Origin of the sequence: [Clostridium] aminophilum, assembly GCF_900101295.1 — a bacterium.
GTDB lineage: Bacteria > Bacillota > Clostridia > Lachnospirales > Lachnospiraceae > Clostridium_R > Clostridium_R aminophilum_A.
The window spans coordinates 21,732-43,288 of record NZ_FOIL01000017.1; the positions used below are offsets into that span (position 1 = coordinate 21,732).

General features: G+C 50.2%; 16 protein-coding genes. 12 read left to right on the plus strand and 4 right to left on the minus strand.

Going from position 1 to position 21,557, the window contains the following annotated elements:
- The first annotated feature begins 176 nt into the window (after positions 1-176).
- The 9 genes from BMW41_RS06160 (at position 177) to BMW41_RS06200 (ending at position 11,438) form a co-directional block, all read left to right on the plus strand.
- Positions 177-1,052: a L,D-transpeptidase gene (locus BMW41_RS06160; RefSeq protein WP_074649327.1), complete on the plus strand. Its 876-nt coding sequence runs from the start codon at positions 177-179 to the stop codon at positions 1,050-1,052.
- Between the two features lie 33 nt (positions 1,053-1,085).
- Positions 1,086-2,096 (plus strand): helix-turn-helix domain-containing protein, encoded by a 1,011-nt coding sequence (locus tag BMW41_RS06165; protein ID WP_074649328.1) that lies wholly within the window; start codon positions 1,086-1,088, stop codon positions 2,094-2,096.
- Positions 2,089-2,640, plus strand: coding sequence for an FHA domain-containing protein (locus tag BMW41_RS06170; protein WP_074649329.1), 552 nt, complete (start codon positions 2,089-2,091; stop codon positions 2,638-2,640). Before BMW41_RS06165 ends, BMW41_RS06170 begins: the two co-directional genes overlap by 8 nt.
- An 83-nt stretch (positions 2,641-2,723) precedes the next feature.
- The gene (locus tag BMW41_RS06175) at positions 2,724-4,703 is read left to right on the plus strand and encodes a serine/threonine-protein kinase (RefSeq protein ID WP_074649330.1); all 1,980 of its coding nucleotides are present in this window, start codon (positions 2,724-2,726) and stop codon (positions 4,701-4,703) included.
- A 36-nt stretch (positions 4,704-4,739) separates the two neighbouring features.
- Entirely contained in the window at positions 4,740-6,212 is a 1,473-nt protein-coding gene (locus BMW41_RS06180; RefSeq protein ID WP_074649331.1) for a leucine-rich repeat domain-containing protein, read from the plus strand.
- Positions 6,212-8,077, plus strand: coding sequence for a vWA domain-containing protein (locus tag BMW41_RS06185; RefSeq protein WP_074649332.1), 1,866 nt, complete (start codon positions 6,212-6,214; stop codon positions 8,075-8,077). The genes BMW41_RS06180 and BMW41_RS06185 overlap by 1 nt, the downstream gene beginning before the upstream one ends.
- An 11-nt stretch (positions 8,078-8,088) precedes the next feature.
- Positions 8,089-8,604: a hypothetical protein gene (locus BMW41_RS06190; protein WP_143050820.1), complete on the plus strand. Its 516-nt coding sequence runs from the start codon at positions 8,089-8,091 to the stop codon at positions 8,602-8,604.
- 143 nt (positions 8,605-8,747) lie between these two features.
- Positions 8,748-10,184 (plus strand): leucine-rich repeat domain-containing protein, encoded by a 1,437-nt coding sequence (locus tag BMW41_RS06195; protein ID WP_177171175.1) that lies wholly within the window; start codon positions 8,748-8,750, stop codon positions 10,182-10,184.
- Between the two features lie 108 nt (positions 10,185-10,292).
- Positions 10,293-11,438 (plus strand): ABC transporter ATP-binding protein, encoded by a 1,146-nt coding sequence (locus tag BMW41_RS06200; RefSeq protein WP_074649335.1) that lies wholly within the window; start codon positions 10,293-10,295, stop codon positions 11,436-11,438.
- Between the two features lie 158 nt (positions 11,439-11,596).
- Here BMW41_RS06200 and BMW41_RS14305 read toward each other — a convergent pair whose 3' ends face one another.
- Entirely contained in the window at positions 11,597-12,211 is a 615-nt protein-coding gene (locus BMW41_RS14305) for a hypothetical protein (protein ID WP_143050822.1), read from the minus strand.
- Between the two features lie 155 nt (positions 12,212-12,366).
- The gene (locus tag BMW41_RS06210; RefSeq protein WP_074649337.1) at positions 12,367-13,284 is read right to left on the minus strand and encodes a LysR family transcriptional regulator; all 918 of its coding nucleotides are present in this window, start codon (positions 13,282-13,284) and stop codon (positions 12,367-12,369) included.
- A 212-nt stretch (positions 13,285-13,496) separates the two neighbouring features.
- Between BMW41_RS06210 and BMW41_RS06215 the strand changes: the two genes are divergently transcribed.
- From BMW41_RS06215 to BMW41_RS06225, 3 genes are all read left to right on the plus strand, one after another.
- The gene (locus tag BMW41_RS06215) at positions 13,497-14,360 is read left to right on the plus strand and encodes a DUF6282 family protein (protein ID WP_074649338.1); all 864 of its coding nucleotides are present in this window, start codon (positions 13,497-13,499) and stop codon (positions 14,358-14,360) included.
- A 52-nt stretch (positions 14,361-14,412) separates the two neighbouring features.
- Entirely contained in the window at positions 14,413-15,723 is a 1,311-nt protein-coding gene (locus BMW41_RS06220) for an SLC13 family permease (protein WP_074649339.1), read from the plus strand.
- 229 nt (positions 15,724-15,952) lie between these two features.
- Complete coding sequence (locus tag BMW41_RS06225; protein ID WP_074649340.1) at positions 15,953-16,954, plus strand: isocitrate/isopropylmalate dehydrogenase family protein; 1,002 nt, start codon at positions 15,953-15,955, stop codon at positions 16,952-16,954.
- 299 nt (positions 16,955-17,253) lie between these two features.
- Here BMW41_RS06225 and BMW41_RS06235 read toward each other — a convergent pair whose 3' ends face one another.
- Both BMW41_RS06235 and asnB read right to left on the minus strand, forming a co-directional pair.
- Entirely contained in the window at positions 17,254-19,374 is a 2,121-nt protein-coding gene (locus BMW41_RS06235; protein WP_330386947.1) for a glutamine synthetase III family protein, read from the minus strand.
- Between the two features lie 118 nt (positions 19,375-19,492).
- A complete protein-coding gene (gene asnB / locus BMW41_RS06240) occupies positions 19,493-21,079 on the minus strand; it encodes an asparagine synthase B (protein WP_074649342.1) in 1,587 nt (528 codons plus the stop codon).
- Positions 21,080-21,557: the final 478 nt, after the last annotated feature.

Genomic DNA, 21,557 nt, shown 5'->3' on the forward strand with positions numbered 1-21,557 from the left:
GACGCCAGAATACCGTGACGATGAGTTTTGTGCAGACAAACGCAAAGCCCATGATTGGAAGAAGAACAGTAAGTTTGAAAGTAAACTTTCAAACTTTGATTGACGGCTCAAATAGACAAGCAAGCTTGTCTGCTTGAGCCTGGAGGACAAAATTTGTTAGAATTAGGAGAAAATCAATGAACAAGAAAAGAATTGCAGCAGGATGTTTTGGCTTGGTCGCCGCATTATTTTTCGGACTTACCGCGTATGCAGGAGAAACAGATCAGCCGGAGGGCTGGTATCAGGATGAAAAAGGAACGTATTTTGTAGACTATCGCGGTAATTATCCGAGAAATCGCTGGTATTGGATTGGCGACAGACAGAACAGAGGCGATGCTGCCTGCTATTATTTCGACAAGGACGGTTACCTGGTCAAGTCCGGCGAGGTCGATGGCTGTACCGTGAATCGGGAAGGACAGTGGATTGTTAATGGAGAGGTACAGTATCGTCCGTTCAGAGATTCTCATCTTAATGAGACAACGGAACAGTTCGAAGATGAGTATGGACAGCCGGTTTATTCCGATATCGATGAGAAGAAATGGTGTGAAGAATCGGCTGGAACGCAGATGATTTTGGTTGACAAAGATTCTCATAGAGTTCAGCTCTACACAAACGGAAATAAGGTCAGAGACTATTGCGCTACCTTCGGAGAAAAAGACGGTAAAAAACATCAGGAGGGTGACATGCACACTCCGGAGGGAGAATACTATGTATGCAAGAAGAAAGCTGGCGGTCATTTGTGGCGGGCTCTCGGTATTTCCTATCCAAATAAATCTGATGCGGATTATGGCGTCGCGCACGGGATTATCGACGAAAAAGCCAGACAGGCAGTATATGCGGCAAATGATGCCAAATCCTATAACTGGAGCACCAATCTGGGTTCGTATGTGGAAATTCACGGAAACCGGCCGCCGGTAAACGCTACGCGCGGCTGCACGGCGCTTCGCAATTCGGACGTGGAAGACCTCTACAATCAGGTGGGGATAGGCACGAGAATCGTAATGATGGCCTGAATGGGATCGGCTGCATTGCAGAAAAGGTAACGGATGATGGAAAGAAGAAATTATGAAACCGTGTTTCTACGGGATGAAATCGCGAAATGTGAGGAATTGGAGGAATTAAAAGAACGGATTTTTCCATTGATTGCATCTCAGAAGAATCAGTGGGAAGAAAAGATGAGGGAGATCCTCACCGAGTCCGGTCTTTCAAAATCCAGTTTTGCGGAACAGTGTGGGGTAAGCAGAATATCCGTAAATAAGTGGTGCAAGGGATCTATTCCCAAAAGTCGGGAAACATTTCTGCGGATCGGAATGGCTGCAGGTTATGACCGCATCCGTATGGATCAGCTGCTTCAGCGATATGGACAGTATCCGGCATTATATGCAAAAAGCCTGGAGGACAGCATATGTATCTTTGTTCTGAATCATTACAGGGGACCGGAGATCCTGAAAAAATACAATTCTATTTTAGACAGAATAAAGGAACGGATTCGGGATTGCCGCGCTGAAGATGAGAAAGATGGGAACACGGTCTGGATTGAAGAACGGATATCCTGTATTGCCAATGAAATTGAACTGGAGCAATTTGTGGAAGACAATGCCTCGGTGTTCATGACGGCGTATCACCGGTTTTATGCATATGTGAAGATGAACATTATTGCAAATTATACCGGGTTTGCCGGTAGCGTGTTTGAACTGGCGGAAAGCCAGAACTGGTCATCGTCGCTCCGTCAGTGTGTGTCTGCAATTCGACAGAAGAAATGGTATCCGACCAGAAATAAGATCATTTCACTGGGATTGCATTTGAGCATGGATCATGATCAGATCGACGAAATGCTGAAACTGGCACACATGGAACCCCTGTGCGCAAAGAATTTATTTGAAAGCGTGATCATGTATATTCTGGACGATGCAAGCCTGAATAATATGCTGGATTCCGATTCGGATTATTATGATCCGGATGCACTCTGCAGATATGCCAGACAAGTGTTGAAAACGCTTAATATACCGGAAATCGAAGAGTTTATCACAGAACTGCCGGAGATGGATGATGAATAATATGAAAAAGAAAAACTATCTGATTGTGATCGAAAATCAGCATCTGACAGAATATGACCTGGACAGTAAAGCGGTTTGGGAGGTTGGCCGGCCGGCTACCGGCAATCAGCCGGATATACGAATGACATCCGGTATGGTCAGCAGAAAGCATGGAAGATTTCAGCGGATTGATGGTGTCTGGTTTTATTTGGACTATAATACAAAAAACGGGACGGTATTTAATCGGTCGCATATGGACGCCGGATTCAGCGGAAGAAAGAAACCGGTTATGCTGAAAGACGGTGATATGTTTTTGTTTGGAAGCAAGAAAGAAACTATGGAAAGAGATAAACATTCCCTTGGACTGTTTGTGGAGAAAAATCAGGATTTTTCCTGGAAAGTAATTGATACATCTGACGGCGAAACAATCAAAGTTAAAGCCGGAGATAAGATTATTACCCTGAGAAACTCTGAAGCAGGCACTGTTATTGAAGAAAAAGACGGGATGGCGATCTACATGGGAAACCGTACCTATGTGGCAGGAGATATACAGCTTCAGGTTTAATAAAATAATATTTTATGAGAAGATAAGACGCGGACGAGATGGAAAGGCTGCGTCTTATCTTTTGTTTGGATATGGGAGGGAAAATGGATCAGATCCTGATGGGGCGATACAAAGTTGTCCGACAGATTGGAAAGGGCGGCATGAGTACCGTTTATCTTGTGGAACATATCGCATTGCATAATCTGTGGGCAATGAAAGTCGTTGAAAAGCGGAAGAACAGTCAGTTTGAATTGCTTGCAGAGCCAAATATTTTAAAAAATCTAAGCTATTTTTCGCTTCCGAGGATTGTTGACATTGCAGAAGATGATATGGCCCTTTATATTGTGATGGATTACATGCAGGGAGTGGAATTGAAAAAATGCCTGAGAGAGCACGGAGCTTTTTCGGAACGTCAGATACTGATGTGGGGAAAAGAGATCGCGGGAACCCTGGACTATCTTCACCGTCAGTCGCCGCCGATCATCTACCGGGACATGAAACCGGGAAATCTCATCGTGGATGATGACAACCATCTTCATCTGATCGATTTCGGAATCGCGCTTAAGGCGGATGGGCAGGGAAACACACCCATCTATCTGACGAAGGGTTATGCGGCGCCGGAACAGTACACTCAGAAGGGGCAGAGAGACTGCAGAGTTGACATTTATGCGATGGGAGTCACTCTGTTCGAACTTGCTACGGGAGAAGACCCGCTGCAATATCCGGATGGTCTGCCGGAGACGTCATCACAGAATCCGGAGATCTCCGACGGTTTGAGCGCGATTATCGGTCTTTGCGCGAAAAAGGAGCCGGAAAAGAGATTCCAGAGCGCGCAGCAAGTGTTATATGCTCTCGATCATGTGGAAGAGTATAATGCCGGATATCAGAAAAGAAAACAGCGGGGACGTCGGATCCGAATCTCGGTTCTGGCAGGAAGCGTTGCTCTTTTGGGAGGGATTGCCGGTGGTATGTTCTGGCATGACCGACAGGTGACAGAGCAGTATCAAACGATCATGGAAAGCGCATTTCAGAGTGCGGACAGAGGAGATCTGAGCAATGCGGAACAGGGATTTCAGAAAGCAATTCAAATAAAAAACAATGTTCTTGAAGGGTATCTTGGAGTTGCGGCGGCGAAATACCGATTTGGCGAGTACGAAAACTGTCTGACCTATGTTGCGGAGGAGATCCTGGAACGGTTTCCGAATGCGCTGAGTGACAGCAGAGTGAATTATCTGTTGGGACAGGTTTATGATGGTATGCAGAATGATGAGAAATCGTTGGAGTATTTCCGGAACGCGATAGAACATGACCCACAGAATGAAGACTATCTGCGGGATTATGTCATTGCGCTGATCAACGACGATCAGCTTGATGCCGCATCTGAATATCTCAGTGGGAGTGATGGAGCATATGTGGCCGAACTGAGACGTTACATTCCTGTCATGGAATCCATTCGCAGCAATGATTATGAGAGACTGACGGAATCGCTGAAAGCGCTGACCGCGGAGACCAGAGATGAAATGATTCTTTTGGCGGCTTATCGTCAGGCTTCAGAGTATCTGCGGCATCAGGCCGTTGTATTAAATGATCCGGGATGGTACGATAGAGAGCGGGCGCTTCTCTGTATCGGAGACGCAGCATTTTCAGATGGGAGATACCCGGAGTTTTTTGAAAAGAAGGGTACTGCCGCGTATCAGTATGGACTTGCTTTGCCGAATGCGGAGATCAGAGAACAATACTATCGCTTAGCACTTGATGACTATCAGAGAGCGATCGGTTTCGGTTTCGACAGTCGGACTGCGTATAAGAACTGTACTGCGATCTATCTTCAGTTGGGGGATACGAAGGCTGCAGAGGATATGTTGCTCGCAATGACACAGCGGTATCCGGATGAAACGTATGGATGGAAACATCTGACGAGGCTGTATCTGCAGAGTGCGGAAGCAAATCCGGAGAATACGGAAATACATCAGAGATTAAAAGAAGTATGGACTCGTTTGAAGGAACTTCAGGGGAGATACATAAATGAAGAGGATATCCGGGAACTTCAGGAGAGAGTGGAAACAATTCTTTCTTCGAAATGATATGAAGAAAATGCATATTGGACGGGAGAGAAAAGGATGAAGAGAAAAATCGTTTCTCAACTGGCGCTTGGCTTTACGATTGCCGGTGCGGTACTTTGGAGTGGGAATATCATGAATATTTTTCTTGGCATTGCGCGGATGAACGCAAAGCCGGCAGAAAAAACGATCAGTGATTATTTGGGAGAAGGTCAAAAATATCTGGAGAACGATGATTATCGGGAAGCGATGGTCTGCTATGAGAATGCGATCGCAATGGATGAACAGAATCCGGAGGCGGTGAGCGGACTGGCCAGAACATACGAGGGAACAGACAATTTCAGGAAGGCGGAAGCCATGTATGAAAAGGCTCTGGAACTGAAACCGGATGATGCGGATACGATCCTGAGTCTGGCACAGGCATATATTCAGAATGGGAAACGGGAGGAAGCCAAAAAACTTCTGGCGGAGAAAGCGGATTCGACGCGCGATGACAGGATTCGTCAGATGTTATCTCAAACAGACGTGGAGAGCCCCGTGGCAAATCTTCCATCCGGCAATTATGACGCCTATCAGGTCTTGACGCTGGATATTCCGGAAAACGCGATCGTGTATTATACGACAGACGGAAAAAAGGCGACCAGCAAAAGTAAAATATATGAGGACGGGATCCTGATCACACAGCCGGAAACCCACATCAATGCGGTGGCTTTCAATGTTTATGGATACCAGAGCGAGCCGCTCTCGCTGGACTACACTATTACCGCGCCGAATGAACCGGTTTCGGTAAACGATCCTGATCTTGAAATGATTCTGCGCAATGCGTCCGGCCGGGAAAACGGACCGCTGATGACAGCAGATCTGGCGGGAATTCGGGAATTATACATCATTGGTCCGGACGCATATGAAAAGAAAGATTCCCTTCGTCAGTACCGTTTTTCGGAATGGGAAATCCGAAAGACCGGCGAAACGATGAGGGCGGATGATTATCAGGGGGATATTCGGGATTATTCCAGTCTGCGGTATTGCACAAACCTTACGACACTCTGTATCGCATACCAGGATCATCCGGATCTGACTGCGATTTCTTCGCTCTCCGGATTGAAGAACTTATCGCTGATGAAAAATCATCTGACCGATATCACGCCGATCGCCGGGCTGACCGGACTGGAGCAGCTCAATCTTGGATGGAACGATCTGACGGATATTCATGCCGTTTCGGGACTTCAGACACTGACTTCTTTGGGAATTTGGGGAAATCATATTACAGACCTTTCGCCTTTGGGAAGCCTGACCGGACTGACATATCTGGATTTTTCGGACAATGAGGTGAGTGATGTGTCCGCGCTTGAAGCGATGACAGACTTGAAGGAACTCTGGATGGCCGGAAACCGGCTGACTGACATTTCTGTAACGGACAGCATGCCGTATTTGGAGGTTCTGATGGCTGGGGGCAACAGCATTGAGAATTACGGAAAGCTGGAGAAACGGTTGTTTGATATGAATCAGACCGATCTCATGGAGGAAAAATGATGACAATTTTTATCATACTCCTGATAACAACGGTGATTGCAGTTGGGATTCTGACAGTCAGCAAGAAAAGAAAACTGACACTCCGACCGTATGATGCCGTTATGATCGCGGTCATTTCCGCTTTGGCAGGATTTACGGTATACTCCGCAGTCGGGGATCAGACAAATCGAAGTCATACCAGGGTGGCGGAGATTCAGAAAGAACTGAAAGCAGATGCGAAAAGCACGGGGGAAGAGGAGTCGGATGAAAACTCTGTGAAGGAAGAGGTCCGATCGTTTGTGGTAGAACCGGAATATCAGGAGATTTACACGAAACTCCAGCAGGGAAGCGTCGGCGGGGCATATCAGGTTGCGGCGGATATGGCGGCGCAGGGAGATATGAAAGCGCAGATCCTGGTGTCAGAACTGTTTTCGAAGCAGATGGATGCGCACAATTATGACAAATCCGATGAAGAACTGGATGCACAGCTGAATCGTCTTTTGGAATTTCAGGTTGAGTTGGAGGAACTGAAAAGGCAGATTCCGGAAAATGCTGACCTTGAAGCAGAAAATAACGACGGGCAGAAGAAAAGTGAGGATCCGGCGGTACAGGCATATCAAAAAAAGATGGCGGAGTATGAGATGGCAACATCCGAGTTTGATCATATCTATGTCAGACGGGCCATCAACTATCTGAAGGCCATCCGGCCGGATGAGGATGGAAAATACGGCTACTATCTCCAATTGGCGCGATTAGAGGCGGCTGCAGGGGAGGAAGATCATGCCCGGGAATATTTAGATGAAATTTTTCGTGGGAAAGATATCAGGGAAAAACGATGGCTGGGACCGGAATTTGCGCAGCTTTCCGATGTATTCCATCATGTTTTGACAGGTCAGGATTCCGAGAAAACGTTTGACAGAAATGTGAAATATCTGATCAGCGCTCTCACCCAGAATATTACACTGGAAGATGAGAATTTTGATCTGATCTTGAAAAGATACCTGAGGGAATTGTATACGGGAATTGACATTTTAAAGATCCGCACCTCCGATTATCCGGATATCACGGTGGACCTGGCCTATATGCGACCGGAGGATCTGAAATCCGATATGATCCTTGTAACGGATTCCGGACAGAAGGTTACGGATTATACGCTGGAGCGGAAAGACGGAAGCGGAAAAGCATCGATCTGCATTGTGCTGGATGTATCCGGTTCAATGGAAGGCGAAAGACTCGGAAGTGCGAAAAAAGCGATATCGCAGTTTGCCCGGAATTCGGGAGAGGATAATGAGTTGTCATTTGTCACCTTTGAATCGAACGGAACGGTTGAGATGGAACCTACGACGAATAAAAGCGGGCTCATTGCAAAAGTTATGGGGGTTCAGGCAAAAGGCGGAACGAACATCTGCGCGGGAATCGATGCGGGGATCCGGGCGATTGACGCTTCTGCGGAGCAGAAAGTCATGATCCTGCTTTCGGACGGCGTGGACGAGAAGAGTCTGGCTGCGGAAGAAGCAGCCAGACGGGCGAAAGCGTCTGGAATCCGGATTTATACGATAGGAATGAAGGGCGCCGATGAGAGTCTTCTGACCATCATATCGGATCAGATTACCGGAGGTTCCTATGCTTCCGCGACAAAGACGAGGGAACTTGATCGAGTGTATCGGGCCATTCAACTGAGGCTGGACAATCAATATACCCTCTCCTATAAGGTGGATCCTGATTCGGAGACGGATAAGAAACATCCGGTGAAAGTCGAAATGAGAGATCAACCGGTGTACGATATGGATGAGTATCGAATCGGATTGCCGCAACCGGATGCCGCCGGAAAGAGACGGGAAAGCTATGCGGATTATTTTCACCAGCATAGCGGATCTCTGGAGTGATGGGGGAGAACATGGAAAGAAAAAACAGAATCTTATCCGGGCTTTTGACGGCAGCTGCTCTGCTTGGCACGGCTGTCATCCTGCTGATCGTTTCCAATCAGGATCCGATGCATCTACTCGAGATGCCAAGCTACTACCCCAGCGCGGAGTACACATTGAATGTATTTGTGTTTATGATCGTGACCGTGTTCGGCATGGTAGCCGCTCTTTTTGCCTGGTATCGAATCAGCCGCGGCCAGATCGAACGGGAACGGGAACAGGAGAAGACAATCCGGCAGCAGGAAATTCTGGACGACATGACAGTTGAGCATATGTTTCAGGAATCTGTGACAGAGCAGTATCGAGTGCGCGTGGAGCAGAGGGGAAAACAAAAACAGGTTGTTTTGATGGATCCCAATGCAACGGAAACAGCAGGAGGCCGCGCGCTCGATGCCGGGGCATACGATCTGACGGCGGAAGACGGAACGGAAACGGCGGAAACGGAAGCGGCTGAAACAGAAGAAACAGAGGACGCAGATAAGTCATGAAAAGAATAAGCAGGATAAAGATTCTCGCAGCGGGCGGATTGTTGTGTACAGCGATAGGAATGTCATCATGCGGCATTGCCGAACGACTCAAAAGCTCCCATACGGAGAACTCAAAGGAAAGGGGCGCGGAAGCGGAGCGGCTCTTGGAACAGGGAGATTTGGCGGGGGCATCCGAACAATACTGCGAAATATTAAGACAGTATCCAAGAAACATAAAGGCGAGAGTCGGTCTGGCCAAGGTTCAGACTGAGCGGGCGGATTTTGAAGCTGCGGTAGATACACTGTCGTTGACGATGATGCTGGCGCCGGATGAAAGAGAGGTGTATGAAACATTTGCCGATCTTTGCGAGCGTTCAGGCGATGTGATGTACGGAAGAACTCTGCTCGATCTTGCACGGGAAAACAACCAGACATGGTTTGAACATGAATATGTGCCTGAGGCGCCGACGGCAGATCATGAGTCGGGAACGTATTCGGAACGGATCCGTGTCGCACTATCCGGCAACAGCACGGACGAAATATATTACGATCTGGAAACGGCAGATGGGAAAAATGTGGAGCAGGCAAAAAGGTATCATCGTCCGATCCTTCTTCCGAGAGGAGAAAGTACCCTGTCCGTGTACAGTGTCAGAAACGGCATTCCATCCGAGACTTTGAAGATAGATTACCGGATCGACAGTGAACCGGTTGAAATTCTGTTTCAGGACAAGGCACTGGAAACGCTGGTGAAGAGAAGTCTTGGAATTGTCGGGGATCAGCCGGTTACGGATGTAGACGCGGAGATGGTCGAGAAACTGGATTGTCGTCAGTTGGCGGATCAGGAGCAATCAGAAGAAGAGAAGGTTTTCCGTATTCAGAATCTGTCGGATCTGGTGTGGTTCCCAAATCTTCAATTTCTGAGTCTGGATGGGTATAAAGGAATTACAGACTGGTCTTTGCTGGCAGATACGAAGATCGAGACACTACGCGCTTCAGATTGCAACCTGTCAAGTCTTGAAGAACTGAAAGATATGGATGACTTGATTGATTTGAGCGTAGAAAACAATCTTATTGAGGATCTCAGCCCGGTTTTGAAAATGAAGAGTATTTCAAGACTCGAGCTTCAGAATAATCCGACGCGGGATCTGTCTCAGCTGGAGAACAGCAAGATCCAGGTATTGTCGCTTTCGGGAAATCAGATAGGAAATATGGAGTTTCTGACGCGATTGAAAAAATTGAGAGGTCTTACGATCGAAGGTCCTGTGGAAGATGCCGATTTTCGCCCGCTGAATCAGTTGACAGGATTGAAACTACTCAGTATATCGGGATGCGTGATACCGGATGGTCAGTTGGATCTTTCGGGAATGACGGAATTGGAAAACCTAACGCTGAGCAATGTTTCACTTTGCGATGTCAGCCCGGTTGCTTCTCTGGAACATCTGAAATATCTGGACATTTCCGATAACCCGGGAATTACGGATATTTCCTCTTTGGCAGCGCTGAAAAATCTTGAGAGACTGTATTTATCCGGTACCAGTGTTACACCGGAACAGGTGGAGGAATATCGGAAAAAAATGCCGGGCTGCACTATTTCGCAATAATGGTGATCCGTTTGGTGGAGTCATAAACGAACTATGCCTCCTGTTTTGCGGACTTTGTTCTATGATTCTTATTGTGACTGCGAGAAGTCAGAAAGAAATGGAATCGCTATGAAGGAAAAGCTATATTTGGAATTTCAGAATCTTACGGTGGGGTATCATGGAAAGCCGGTCGTGAGTGCGATGAAACTTGGAATTCTTAAGGGTGAGATCGTGGCGCTGATCGGCCCGAACGGCGCCGGAAAGTCCACGATTCTGAAGACTGTGATTCGACAGCTTCCGGCTGTTTCCGGTCGGATCCTTCTGGATGGAGAGGACATTTCCCAGATCTCATCCGCTGAATTGGCAAAGAAGATGGCGGTGGTCCTGACCGACCGCATACAGGCGGAGTCCATGACCTGCCGTGATGTGGCGTCGGCGGGACGCTATCCCTATACCGGACGGCTTGGGATCCTTTCTCCGGAAGATGAGAAAAAAGTGGATGAAGCGCTCCGGCTTGTGGAAGCGGAAGATATTCAGGACCGGCTTTTCGCGAAGGTGAGTGACGGACAGCGTCAGCGGATCCTGCTTGCGAGAGCCTTATGTCAGGAACCGGAGATCATCGTTCTGGATGAACCCACATCCTTTTTGGATATCCGCTATAAACTGCATCTTCTCGGAATTCTTCGGAAACTCTCAAGAGAACGAAGAATCACTGTGATCATGTCCCTTCATGAGATTGATCTTGCGGAGAAGACGGCGGATCACATCCTGTGCATTGATGCAGGCCATGAAACCGCCTACGGCACGCCGGAGGAGGTTTTCCGGGAGCAGAAGATCCGGGAACTCTTTCATGTGGAACGGGGGCATTTCGATCCCGTCTACGGAAGCGTGGAAATGGAAGCACCCACCGGTGAGCCGCGGGTGTTTGTGATCTCCAACGGCGGACGGGGCATTCCGGTCTACCGGAAGCTTCAGAGGGACGGAATTCCGTTTGCGGCGGGGATTCTCACGACGAATGACATGGATTATCCGGTGGCAAAACACCTGGCAGCGGAAGTGATCACAGAGAAGGCGTTTTCACCACTCACAGAAGATACGGTGGAGAAAGCGCTGGTTATTGCGTCGAAGTGCCAGCGGGTCATTGATGCCGGGACGGAAGTCGGGCCGGTGAACGAGAAGATACGGCGGCTTCTGGAGCTGGCGGAGCCGGCGGAAAAGTATTTTGCGGAGAGACCAATTCCATCCTTGATCCCGGGAACACTTCCGGAGTGCTGAATCGTTGCAAAAGACCAAAAAAAGACAGAAAACCCGCCGGGCAGCGCGAATGCGCTTCCCGGCGGGTTTATTTACAGCCAAAGCTTGTGCTTGCACGAGAACCTGGCAAATACTGCGATAACGGGCGAAACTCATGAAGCGTGTTTCGTCCCGTTACGTCAGCCAAGCTCCGCGAAAGCGGCATCGATCTGTGCGTCGGTGAAACCATCTTCTTTCAGATATGGTTTCATAACTTCATCCGTCCATGAAGTCGCACGATAGGCCTGGATACGCTTTACGCACTGTAAGGTCCAGTCTATGCTGCTCGCATCCATTGCGTAATCCGTTTCTTCAGAGGAAAATCCCTGATAGGTAAGCGAGTTCCTCAGGGCCCGCGGGGTGATCCAGCTGGACTCCTGAGAAAACATTTCTCTTGCATAGACATAGGCAGAATATTTTCTGTCATTGGGGTCTGCCGGCCGGACGGAATCCGGAATCCACGCTCCGTCGGCTCCGACACGGTAGCCGTCCGGCGTGGTGGCGTCGGTGAGCATGGCGCCGTCAAAACCAAGGTAGTAGTTTCCGATCCAGCGATCGTGAACCATATATCCGTTGTTATCGAAGTAGTACCATTGCCGGTTGATTTCTTTCCATTGACCGGCCGGATAGGATCCGTCCTCGTTCTGATACCAGCGGCCGTATCCGTTTTCCTGCCAGGATCCGGCAAACGATGTGATCGCGGTTCCGAACGTCATTGCGAGCACTGCGGCAATCGTGAATACTCTTTTTTTCATCATTCTCTCCTTCGGGATCGTAAACTTGAGTCTATATTCATATCATAGCGTAAGCTACCGAAATGTAAAGAAACATCGGGAAAGCACCGGAACCGAAATGAAGAACCGGGGCCGAAACAAAGCGCGGGGCCGAAACAAAGCGTCGACACCGAAACCTAATTCTGCAGAATCCGGAAAAAGACATTGCGGAGTGCCTGCGCCGCTTTCGAGTGGTAACGACCGGGGGGCAGGGCGATTCCGAGATCGATGGATAAAAACTCATCGTCGATCGCCAGAAACTCTGCGTTGTGAAAATAATGCCGCGAGGTGTAATACGTGAAGGCCAGGGATCTTCCCGATGCGCCGATGGAGGCGGAAAAAAGGGCAGAGAGCGAGTCGTTGTACGCGTTTGGGACGATGCCGTGCCGGTTGAACAGTTTGCTGGATTCCCGGCCGAGAATGGTATCGTAACTGTTCAGGGCAAACTCAAAGGGAACGGTATCTTCAATCCGTATTGTCTTCGGAATCTCGGTCCGGTCCGGCTTGTCTGTGGGATGGGCGAATTCCATGACCGGATGCGTTGAGGACGTAATCAGACAGATTTCGTCCTTGATCAGAAATTCCGCATGAATCCGGGAGTTTTCCGCCGGCAGAACGATCATCGCCAGATCGATCGCACCCTTCAGGAGAAGCTGCTCCAGAACGATGGAATTTTCCTCCACGATTTTTACGTGAATATCGGGATATTCCAGATGAAACGCGTTCAGGACCGGTGGAACCAGATAGGATCCGCGGAAAGAGGAGATGCCCATGATGACGCTGCCGCGTTTCAGATCGGCAATATCCTGCATTTCATCGCGGAGCAGGTGGTATTCGGAGAGTGTCTTTCGGGCATAATCGATCATGAGCTGGCCCTGTGCGGTGGGCCGGACGCCATTGGCGGTCCGGACAAACAGACGGAAGCCGATCTCATTTTCGCAGGTTGTGAGAAACTGGCTCAGACTGGACTGGGCCATATAAAGCCGTACCGCGGCTTTGGAGATGCTCTGTTCTTCGGCGATGGCCAGAAGATAGTTCATGTCTTTTAATTCCATGGGATCCTTTCGTTTCAGGGGACGGGAGCAGATTGTGGGCGAATGCTGCCGGCGCCCGCGTGACGTTCCGGTTGTGGAGAGCGAAAAAACGGGTTTTATAGCCATCGGTTTTTCCGATACATAATATAGCATATTTTAGGATTCACCGATAGCTTCGGATGAATATAATCGAGATATAACGTGACAACAAGGTCAAAAAAAAGGAGTACGGTATGGGAGAAATCTCACTGAAGGGCGTGTGTGACATGCATGTCCACACAAATCCCGATCTCAGAATCCGGGCATATACGGATTTTGAACTGGCGGATGCCGCGGTCCGAGTAGGCGCCCGCGCGATCATCATTAAGTCTCATCTCGGTTTTACGGTAAACCGGGCCTATCTTACAAATGAGTACGTGAAGAGCAAGTACGGTGATCATACCGGTTTCACCATGTACGGCGGCGTCGTTATGAACAAAGTGATCGGCGGCCTGAATGCGGAAGCGGTGGAGAAAGGGCTGAAGCTCGGCGCGAAGGAAATCTGGCTTCCGACACAGTCCGCAAAGCAGCACATGAAGGCGATGGGGCAGGATCCGGCGCAGGGGATTGAGCTGGTTCGCGACGGAAAAGCGGTACCGGAGCTGAAGGACATTTTCCATCTGATCCGTGATTACGATGCGGTTCTCGGAACTGCGCATGTCTCTCCGGAGGAAGCGATCGTGATAACCGAGGCAGCCAGAGATGCCGGCGTAAAGAAGATTGTCATCACTCATCCGGAATGGTGGGTTGTGAACATGAGCATCGAGGATCAGGTAAGACTGGTAAAGGATTACGATGTCATCCTGGAGCGGTGCTACGCGCAGAATATGGGCGGTGGAAAGTACAAGAGCAATCTGGCGGACAACCTTGAGATCATCAGGGAGGTCGGATATAAGAATGTCATGGTTGATACGGACGGCGGTCAGACGGAGAACCCGCACTGGGAGCTGGCGCTGGCTGAGTATATGCAGTATCTGGTGGATCACGGAATTCCGGAAGAGCAGGTATACTACATGACAAAAACCATTCCGTATCGTCTTCTGGGGATAGAAGAGTGATGGATTCATTTATGTGACAACAATAACGCGATTATAGATAAATGGGGGATTTATGCTAAGCGCAATTATTATTCTGGCGATCGCAGTCGCGATCATTCTCGGGTATAAGACCGGTATCAACACAGGTCTTTTCTGCATGGTATTTGCCTATATCATCGGATGTTTTGTTCTCGGCCTCAAGCCGAAGGAGGTCATTGCTTTCTGGCCGACCAACACCATGTTTGTTATTTTATCGGTTTCGCTGTTCTACAACTTTGCAGCGATCAACGGGACACTTGAAAAAATGTCCTCGTCCCTTTTATATTCATGTCGGCGTTTTCCGGGACTTCTTCCGTATGCGCTGTTTGCCGTTGCGGTAATCCTGTCCATCATGGGTGCGACTTACTTTACGGTTCTCGCCTTTCTTGCACCGATCACCATGATGATCTGTGAGGAGTCCAAAATGGACAAGCTGACCGGTGCGGCTGCGATCAACTGCGGTGCGCTTGCCGGAGGAAACTTCCCGACATCCAATCTTGGTGTTGTATTCCGCGGCCTTGCGGAGACTGCGTACGAGAAGGAGAACGGCGCGGCAATCGATACCTTTGGAATGGAAATGCAGATTTTCCTGTTTGCGGTTGTATTTTCTCTGATTCTGATCTCCGGCTACCGCTTTTTTGTGAAAGCCAACCGGAACATCGGAAAAGGCGTAACTTTTAAGAAACCGGAACCGTTCAATGCTGTACAGAAGACTACATTGACCCTCATGCTCAGCATGATGGCCATCGTTCTGATCTTCCCGCTTCTGCAGATTCTGATGCCGGCCAATGCCTCTATCAAATACATCAGCGGCAAGGTTGATGTCGGTCTGGTTGCAATTATCTTTGCGGTGATTGCGCTTCTCATGAAGATTGCACCGCAGAAAGAAGCGATTGCAAAGATTCCGTGGAACACCATCATCATGATTGCGGGAGCGGGAATGCTGATTGCCGTTGCGGTAAAAGCGGGTACCATTGAATTGCTGTCCGCATGGATCGGCTCCAACGTTCCGAAGCCGTTTATCCCGATCGCATTCAGTTTTGTCGGCGCATTTATGAGTTTCTTCAGTTCCACTACGGGTGTTGTTGCACCGGCGCTGTTCCCGCTGATTCCGGGATTGTCTGCGGCAACCGGCCTCAGCGGCGCGGTGCTGTTTGCCTGCACCGTTCTGGGCGCCCAGTCCAGTGCGATCAGCCCGTTCTCTTCCGGCGGTTCTCTGATTCTTGGATCGCTTGGCAATGAAGAAGAGCGCAATACCCTGTTCAGCCGTCTGCTTCTGGTCGGTGTTCCGGTCAGCGTGCTCGTCTGCGCAGCATATAACTTTGTCGTTGCAATGATGCTGTAAAAGAAGACAACAGCCGACTGCCTGCAATCCGCGGACACCACGAAAAAAAACAGCAGAATAACAAAAACATACGAAACACATACGGGGACGGGAGCTGATTCTGTCCCCCGAATGTTACCATTGAAAGCTCCGTGAAGGTTGCATAAAAAAATCAGGCCGGCGCAATGGCGAATCCCGCGGCGGCACAGGAGATATCAGAAGGAGATATTCAGAAAAGGAGATATCAGAGATGAAAAAGACAATTACCGTATTTCGGGGGGACGGCATCGGCCCGGAGATCACAGACAGCGTTCTGAAGGTGCTGGAAGCAGCGGGAGCACCGCTGGAGTACGAGATGTTCAATGTCGGACAGAAAGAGTGGGAGACGAACGGCAAACTGATTCCGGACGAAGCATATGCGTCGTTTGAAAAAAACAGAGTGCTTCTCAAAGCTCCGATCACCACGCCGGTCGGCTTCGGTTTCCGCTCTTTGAACGTAACTCTGCGAACGAAGTATGATCTTTACGCGAATATCCGTCCGGTTCGCTCCAACAGCGCGGTAAAGACCCGTTTTGAAAATGTCGACGTGGTTATTTTCCGTGAAAATACGGAGGGAATGTACATCGGAAAGGAAAATATGGTGGATGAGGATACCGCGGAAGCGATCCGTCTGACCACCAGAAAAGCGACGCGAAGAATCATCCGTGCGGCTTTTGATTATGCGGTGAAGAACAACCGCAGGAAAGTAACCTGTGTTCATAAGGCAAACATTCTGAAGATGACGGAGGGAATGATTCTCTCCGAGTTCCGTGAGATTGCAAAAGAGTATCCGCAGATTGAAGCGGATGACAAGATCGTCGATGCGACCTGTATGCAGCTGGTGATCGATCCGACAAAGTTCGATGTCATGGTCATGGAGAATCTGTTCGGCGATATTCTCTCCGATCTCTGCAGCGGACTGATCGGCGGCCTGGGACTTGTTCCGTCCAGCAATATCGGCGATGATTACGCCATGTTTGAGGCGGTACACGGCAGCGCGCCGGATATCGCGGGAAAGCATCTTGCCAATCCGACGGCATTTCTCTGGTCGGCCTGCCTGATGCTGGAGTATCTCGGTGAAAATGAATGTGCTGCGAAGATCCGCAGGGCGGTGGATGATGTTCTCACAGAAGGAAAACATCTGACCGGTGATCTTCATGGAACGGCATCGACGGATGAATATATTGAGGCGGTGATTGCCGCACTGAAGTAACAAAAAAAGACCGGTGTGCAGCGCAAAGGAGGGAGCGATACACACCGGTCTTTTCTTTGTGTGATATCAATTTTCATAACACACAGAAAAATCGGCCTGACGGGGTGCTGTCAGGCCAATGATTACCGGTTATGGGAATTTGAAGGGGATTCCGAACCGGCTTTTCCGATGGCCGGCAGGCTCAATATGAGCATGCCGGCTGGCCTGATAAAGTTAAGTGAAAAGCAAATGGTCATTCAGACCGGCGGCAACTGCGGTTGAACCGCGGACTGCAGTCGGTGGCAGGAACCACGATCCGATCAGATCGCGGACGACAGCAGTTTTGCATATGTCGGATAAGGAAGCTCGGAATCCGGGATATCCGCCTCGGCGATATCGACCTCCTCGCGGAGCGCATCCATATCTGCGAGCACAACGTCGTGATAGAAGCGTGCGCAGGAGAGCGCATCCCCGATGGATTCCGCCTTGCGGAGATCGTCTTCCATCTTCTCGATCCGGATGCCGATGGCTTCTGCAACCGAAGACATATGCTGGAGAATGTGCTCTTCCAGCGTGGACGGAAGATCCGGAAGGACTGCGCGCTTCTGGAGAATTTCGGTCTCCAGAGTGCACATATAGCGGAAGAGTGCCGGCGTAAAGTCTTTGCGGACCATATCCTGCAGCGTAAGCGCTTCGATATGGATGGTCTTGGAATAGTTCTCCAGACGAATCGCATAGCGTGCGTTCAGCTCTTCTGCGGTAAAGATCCTGTGCTTTGTGAAAAGCGCAAGGTTCTTTTCGGAGATCAGGGACGGCATTGCGTCCGGTACGGACGGAAGGTTCGGCAGACCGCGCTTTTTCGCTTCTTCAAGCCACTCGTCGGTGTAACCGTTTCCGTTGAAGATGATGCGCTGATGCTCCATGAGCATGTTCTTTAAGAGCGGGCGAACCGTGTCTTCGATGTCTTCCGGCTCCACGTCCATGAGCTTCGCATTCATTTCGGAGAGCATCTCTGCTACCGCGGTGTTCAGGACAATGTTGGGATCCGCACAGGACAGCGCGCTGCCCGGCATACGGAACTCGAACTTGTTGCCGGTGAAGGCAAACGGAGATGTTCGGTTGCGGTCAGTGTTGTCCTTGTGGAACGCCGGCAGAACGTGTGCGCCGAACTTCATGACGGAGTTCTCTGCGCTCTCCAGCGGAGTTCCGTTGATCAGCGACGTGAGAACGTGCTCAAGCTCAGTGCCGACGAAGATGGAAATGACAGCCGGCGGTGCTTCATTGGCGCCCAGCCGGTGATCGTTTCCGGCAGTGGCAACCGCACAGCGCAGCGCGTCCGCATACTTGTCAACCGCAGCGATGGTGGCGGTCAGGAATACCAGAAATGCAAGGTTTTCCATCGGGGTATCGCCCGGATCGAGAAGATTGATGCCGGTATCGGTGCACATGGACCAGTTGTTGTGCTTTCCGGAACCGTTGATGCGCTCAAAGGGCTTCTCGTGCAGCAGGCAGGCAAAATCGTGGCGGTCGGCAACCTTCTTCATGATTTCCATGACGAGCTGGTTGTGATCGACGGCAATGTTGATGTTCTCGAAAATCGGTGCAAGCTCGTACTGTGCCGGCGCAACCTCGTTGTGCTTGGTCTTGGCCGGAACACCCAGCTTCCAGAGCTCGGTGTCGAGATCATGCATAAATGCCGCAATTCTCGGCTTCAGGACACCGAAGTAGTGATCCTCCATCTCCTGCCCCTTCGGAGCGGCTGCGCCGAGGAGGGTCCTTCCGGTGAAGAGGAGATCCTTTCTCTGCTTGTAGAGAGTCTTGTCTACCAGAAAATACTCCTGCTCGGAGCCGAGGGAGACGTCAACGCGCTTAACTTCCGGCAGGCCGAGAAGATGAAGCATGCGAACCGCTTCCCTGTTCAGCACTTCCATGGACTTGAGGAGCGGAGTTTTCTTGTCGAGGGCCTGACCGCCGTAAGCGCAGAATGCGGTGGGGATGTAGAGGGTGCCGTCTTTGACGAAGGCCGGTGAACTCGGGTCCCATGCGGTGTAACCTCTTGCCTCAAAGGTGGCGCGGATGCCGCCGCTCGGGAAGCTGGATGCGTCCGGCTCGCCTTTTACCAGTTCTTTTCCGGAGAATTCCATCAGGGCTGTGCCGTTCGGCATCGGGCTGATAAAGCTGTCATGCTTCTCTGCCGTGAATCCGGTCATCGGCTGGAACCAGTGTGTGAAATGTGTCGCGCCGTGCTCGATCGCCCAGTTCTTCATGATTGCCGCAACGGTGTTTGCAACATTCAGATCGAGGCTTCGTCCTTCCTCAATGGCCTGATGAAGTGCCTTATAGGTTTCCTTCGGGAGACGTTCTTTCATGACACGGTCGCCGAAGACCAGACTTCCGTAGATCTCCGGAACGGAGACTTTGACCTCTTTTGACATTTCCATAATGGAACTCCTTTCTTTTTTTTTGCAGGGATCCCGATATGACCGGTACTTCAAAGGGATGGGGCAGCCGGGGCCGGGATCCGCTTGCGGACTTTGAGAATGACTTTACAGGAACGGCTTATTCGCCGGACTTGCCGTAGTTGGAGAGAACTCTCGCGGACGGATCGGTGACATCACAGCCCTTCCAGCTGCGGTTCGGCATCCAGAAATCTTTTACGAGGGTTGCCTGACCCGGATAGTATTTCTCGAAGATCTCCCGGTATAACAGGGATTCTTTGGTAAATGGCGTCGCGAACTCGTATTTCCCGCAGCGGGTCCTGAACTCCTCGTCGGTGTAGAAGGACTCGGCATACTCCATCAGATCATCCCGGAGCGAGTGACCGACGGCGTCGGAAAATGCAGCCTTTTCTCTCATCAGAATGTCGTGCGGGATCAGCCCGTCCTTCTCAAATGCGTGGCGCAGAAGGTATTTGCCGATGCCGTAGGTGTTCATCTTCTTTGCCGGATCGATCTTCATGACGTAATCCACGAAATCCAGGTCGCCGAAGGGAACGCGGGCCTCAATGCTGTTGACCGCGATGCAGCGGTCTGCGCGGAGAACATCGTACTGATGAATCTCACGGATGCGTTTTTCCGCTTCCTGCTGGAAGCTTTCCGGATCCGGTGCAAAATCAGTGTATTTGTAGCCGAAGAGCTCATCGGAGATTTCTCCGGTCAGAAGAACGCGGACATCGCTGTCTTCGTGGATCGCTTTGCATACCAGATACATGCCGATGGAAGCGCGGATCGTGGTGATGTCGTAGGTGCCGAGGGCGGCGATGACCGGCTCCAGAGCATGGATGACATCGTCTTTGCTGATGATGACCTCGTGGTGCTCGGACTGGATATAGTCGGCAACTTCACGGGCGTATTTCAGGTCAATGGCGTCTTTGTCCATGCCGATGGACCAGGTGCGGAGTTTCTTGCCCGGCATGAGTTTGGCGGAGATTCCGCAGACCAGAGAGGAGTCCAGACCGCCGCTCAGAAGGAAACCGAGCGGCGCGTCGGCGTCGAGGCGTTTCCGAACGCCGGAGATCAGCAGATCGTGGATCTGCCCGCACACTTCTTCCACATCAGCCGGGTTGTAGGAAGTCACCGCACACAGATCGAGGTAGCAGGTGAACTTGCCGCCTTTATAGTAGTGGCCCGGCGGGAACGGGAAGATCCTGTCACAGATTCCGATGAGGTTCTTCGGTTCGGAAGCGAAGAGAATGACTCCACCCTGATCGTATCCGTAGTAGAGCGGCCGGATGCCGATCGGGTCTCTGGCGGCAATCCAGTCGCCGGTTTTGGCATCGTAGAGAAGCATCGCGTATTCGGCGTCCAGCTTGCGGAACATTTCGGTGCCGTATTTCTCCCACATCGGAAGAAGAATTTCACAGTCGCTTCCGCTGGAAAATGTATAACCGTCACGTTCCAGATCCTTTTTTAAAGGACGGAAATCATAGATCTCACCATTGCAGACGGCAAAGCTCCCATTTCGCTCGAAGGGCTGCATGCCGGCGTCGGACAGATCCATGATCGCCAGGCGGTTGAAGCCGATCCAGCCATTGCCGGTCTGCGCGATCCGGGTATCGTCCGGACCGCGGGATTTCGTTTTTGCAAGCGCCTTCTTCATGACTTCATAGGAAGCGCGTTTGTCGCAGTAACCCATGATTGAACACATATGATTTCCTCCTTATTGGTTCCACGTTCGCGATGACGGATATCAGACGGAAAGCAAATCCACTAAGCTCGAAAACACCAGCCTCAGCACGCTATTTCACTAAGCAGCATAGCTGCCAAGTGAAATATGCGTCGCGAAGTGCTCCACCAAAAAAAGAGGGCAGTGACACGATCAGTTCTGATCGGCGCCATTGCCCTCTGTCATTGAAGTCTTATGATATCCGGATGGAAAAAGCCACCCCGCAAGTCCCATCGTATCGCGGATGTAATTTTTATGTTGCACATTGTAGCCACATCTTTTTTGGATGTCAAGAGAATTTTGAAAATTATCTTTTGGGGAAAGAAGTGCGCGGTGACATATCTTCCGAAGTATATATGTTTGCGGGCAGTTTGACCGGCAAATTGGAAAATATGCATAAATAACGCCTGTTTTCATAAGCGGATTTCCCATAGGGAATTCTTGGAAAAATGTTGACTTG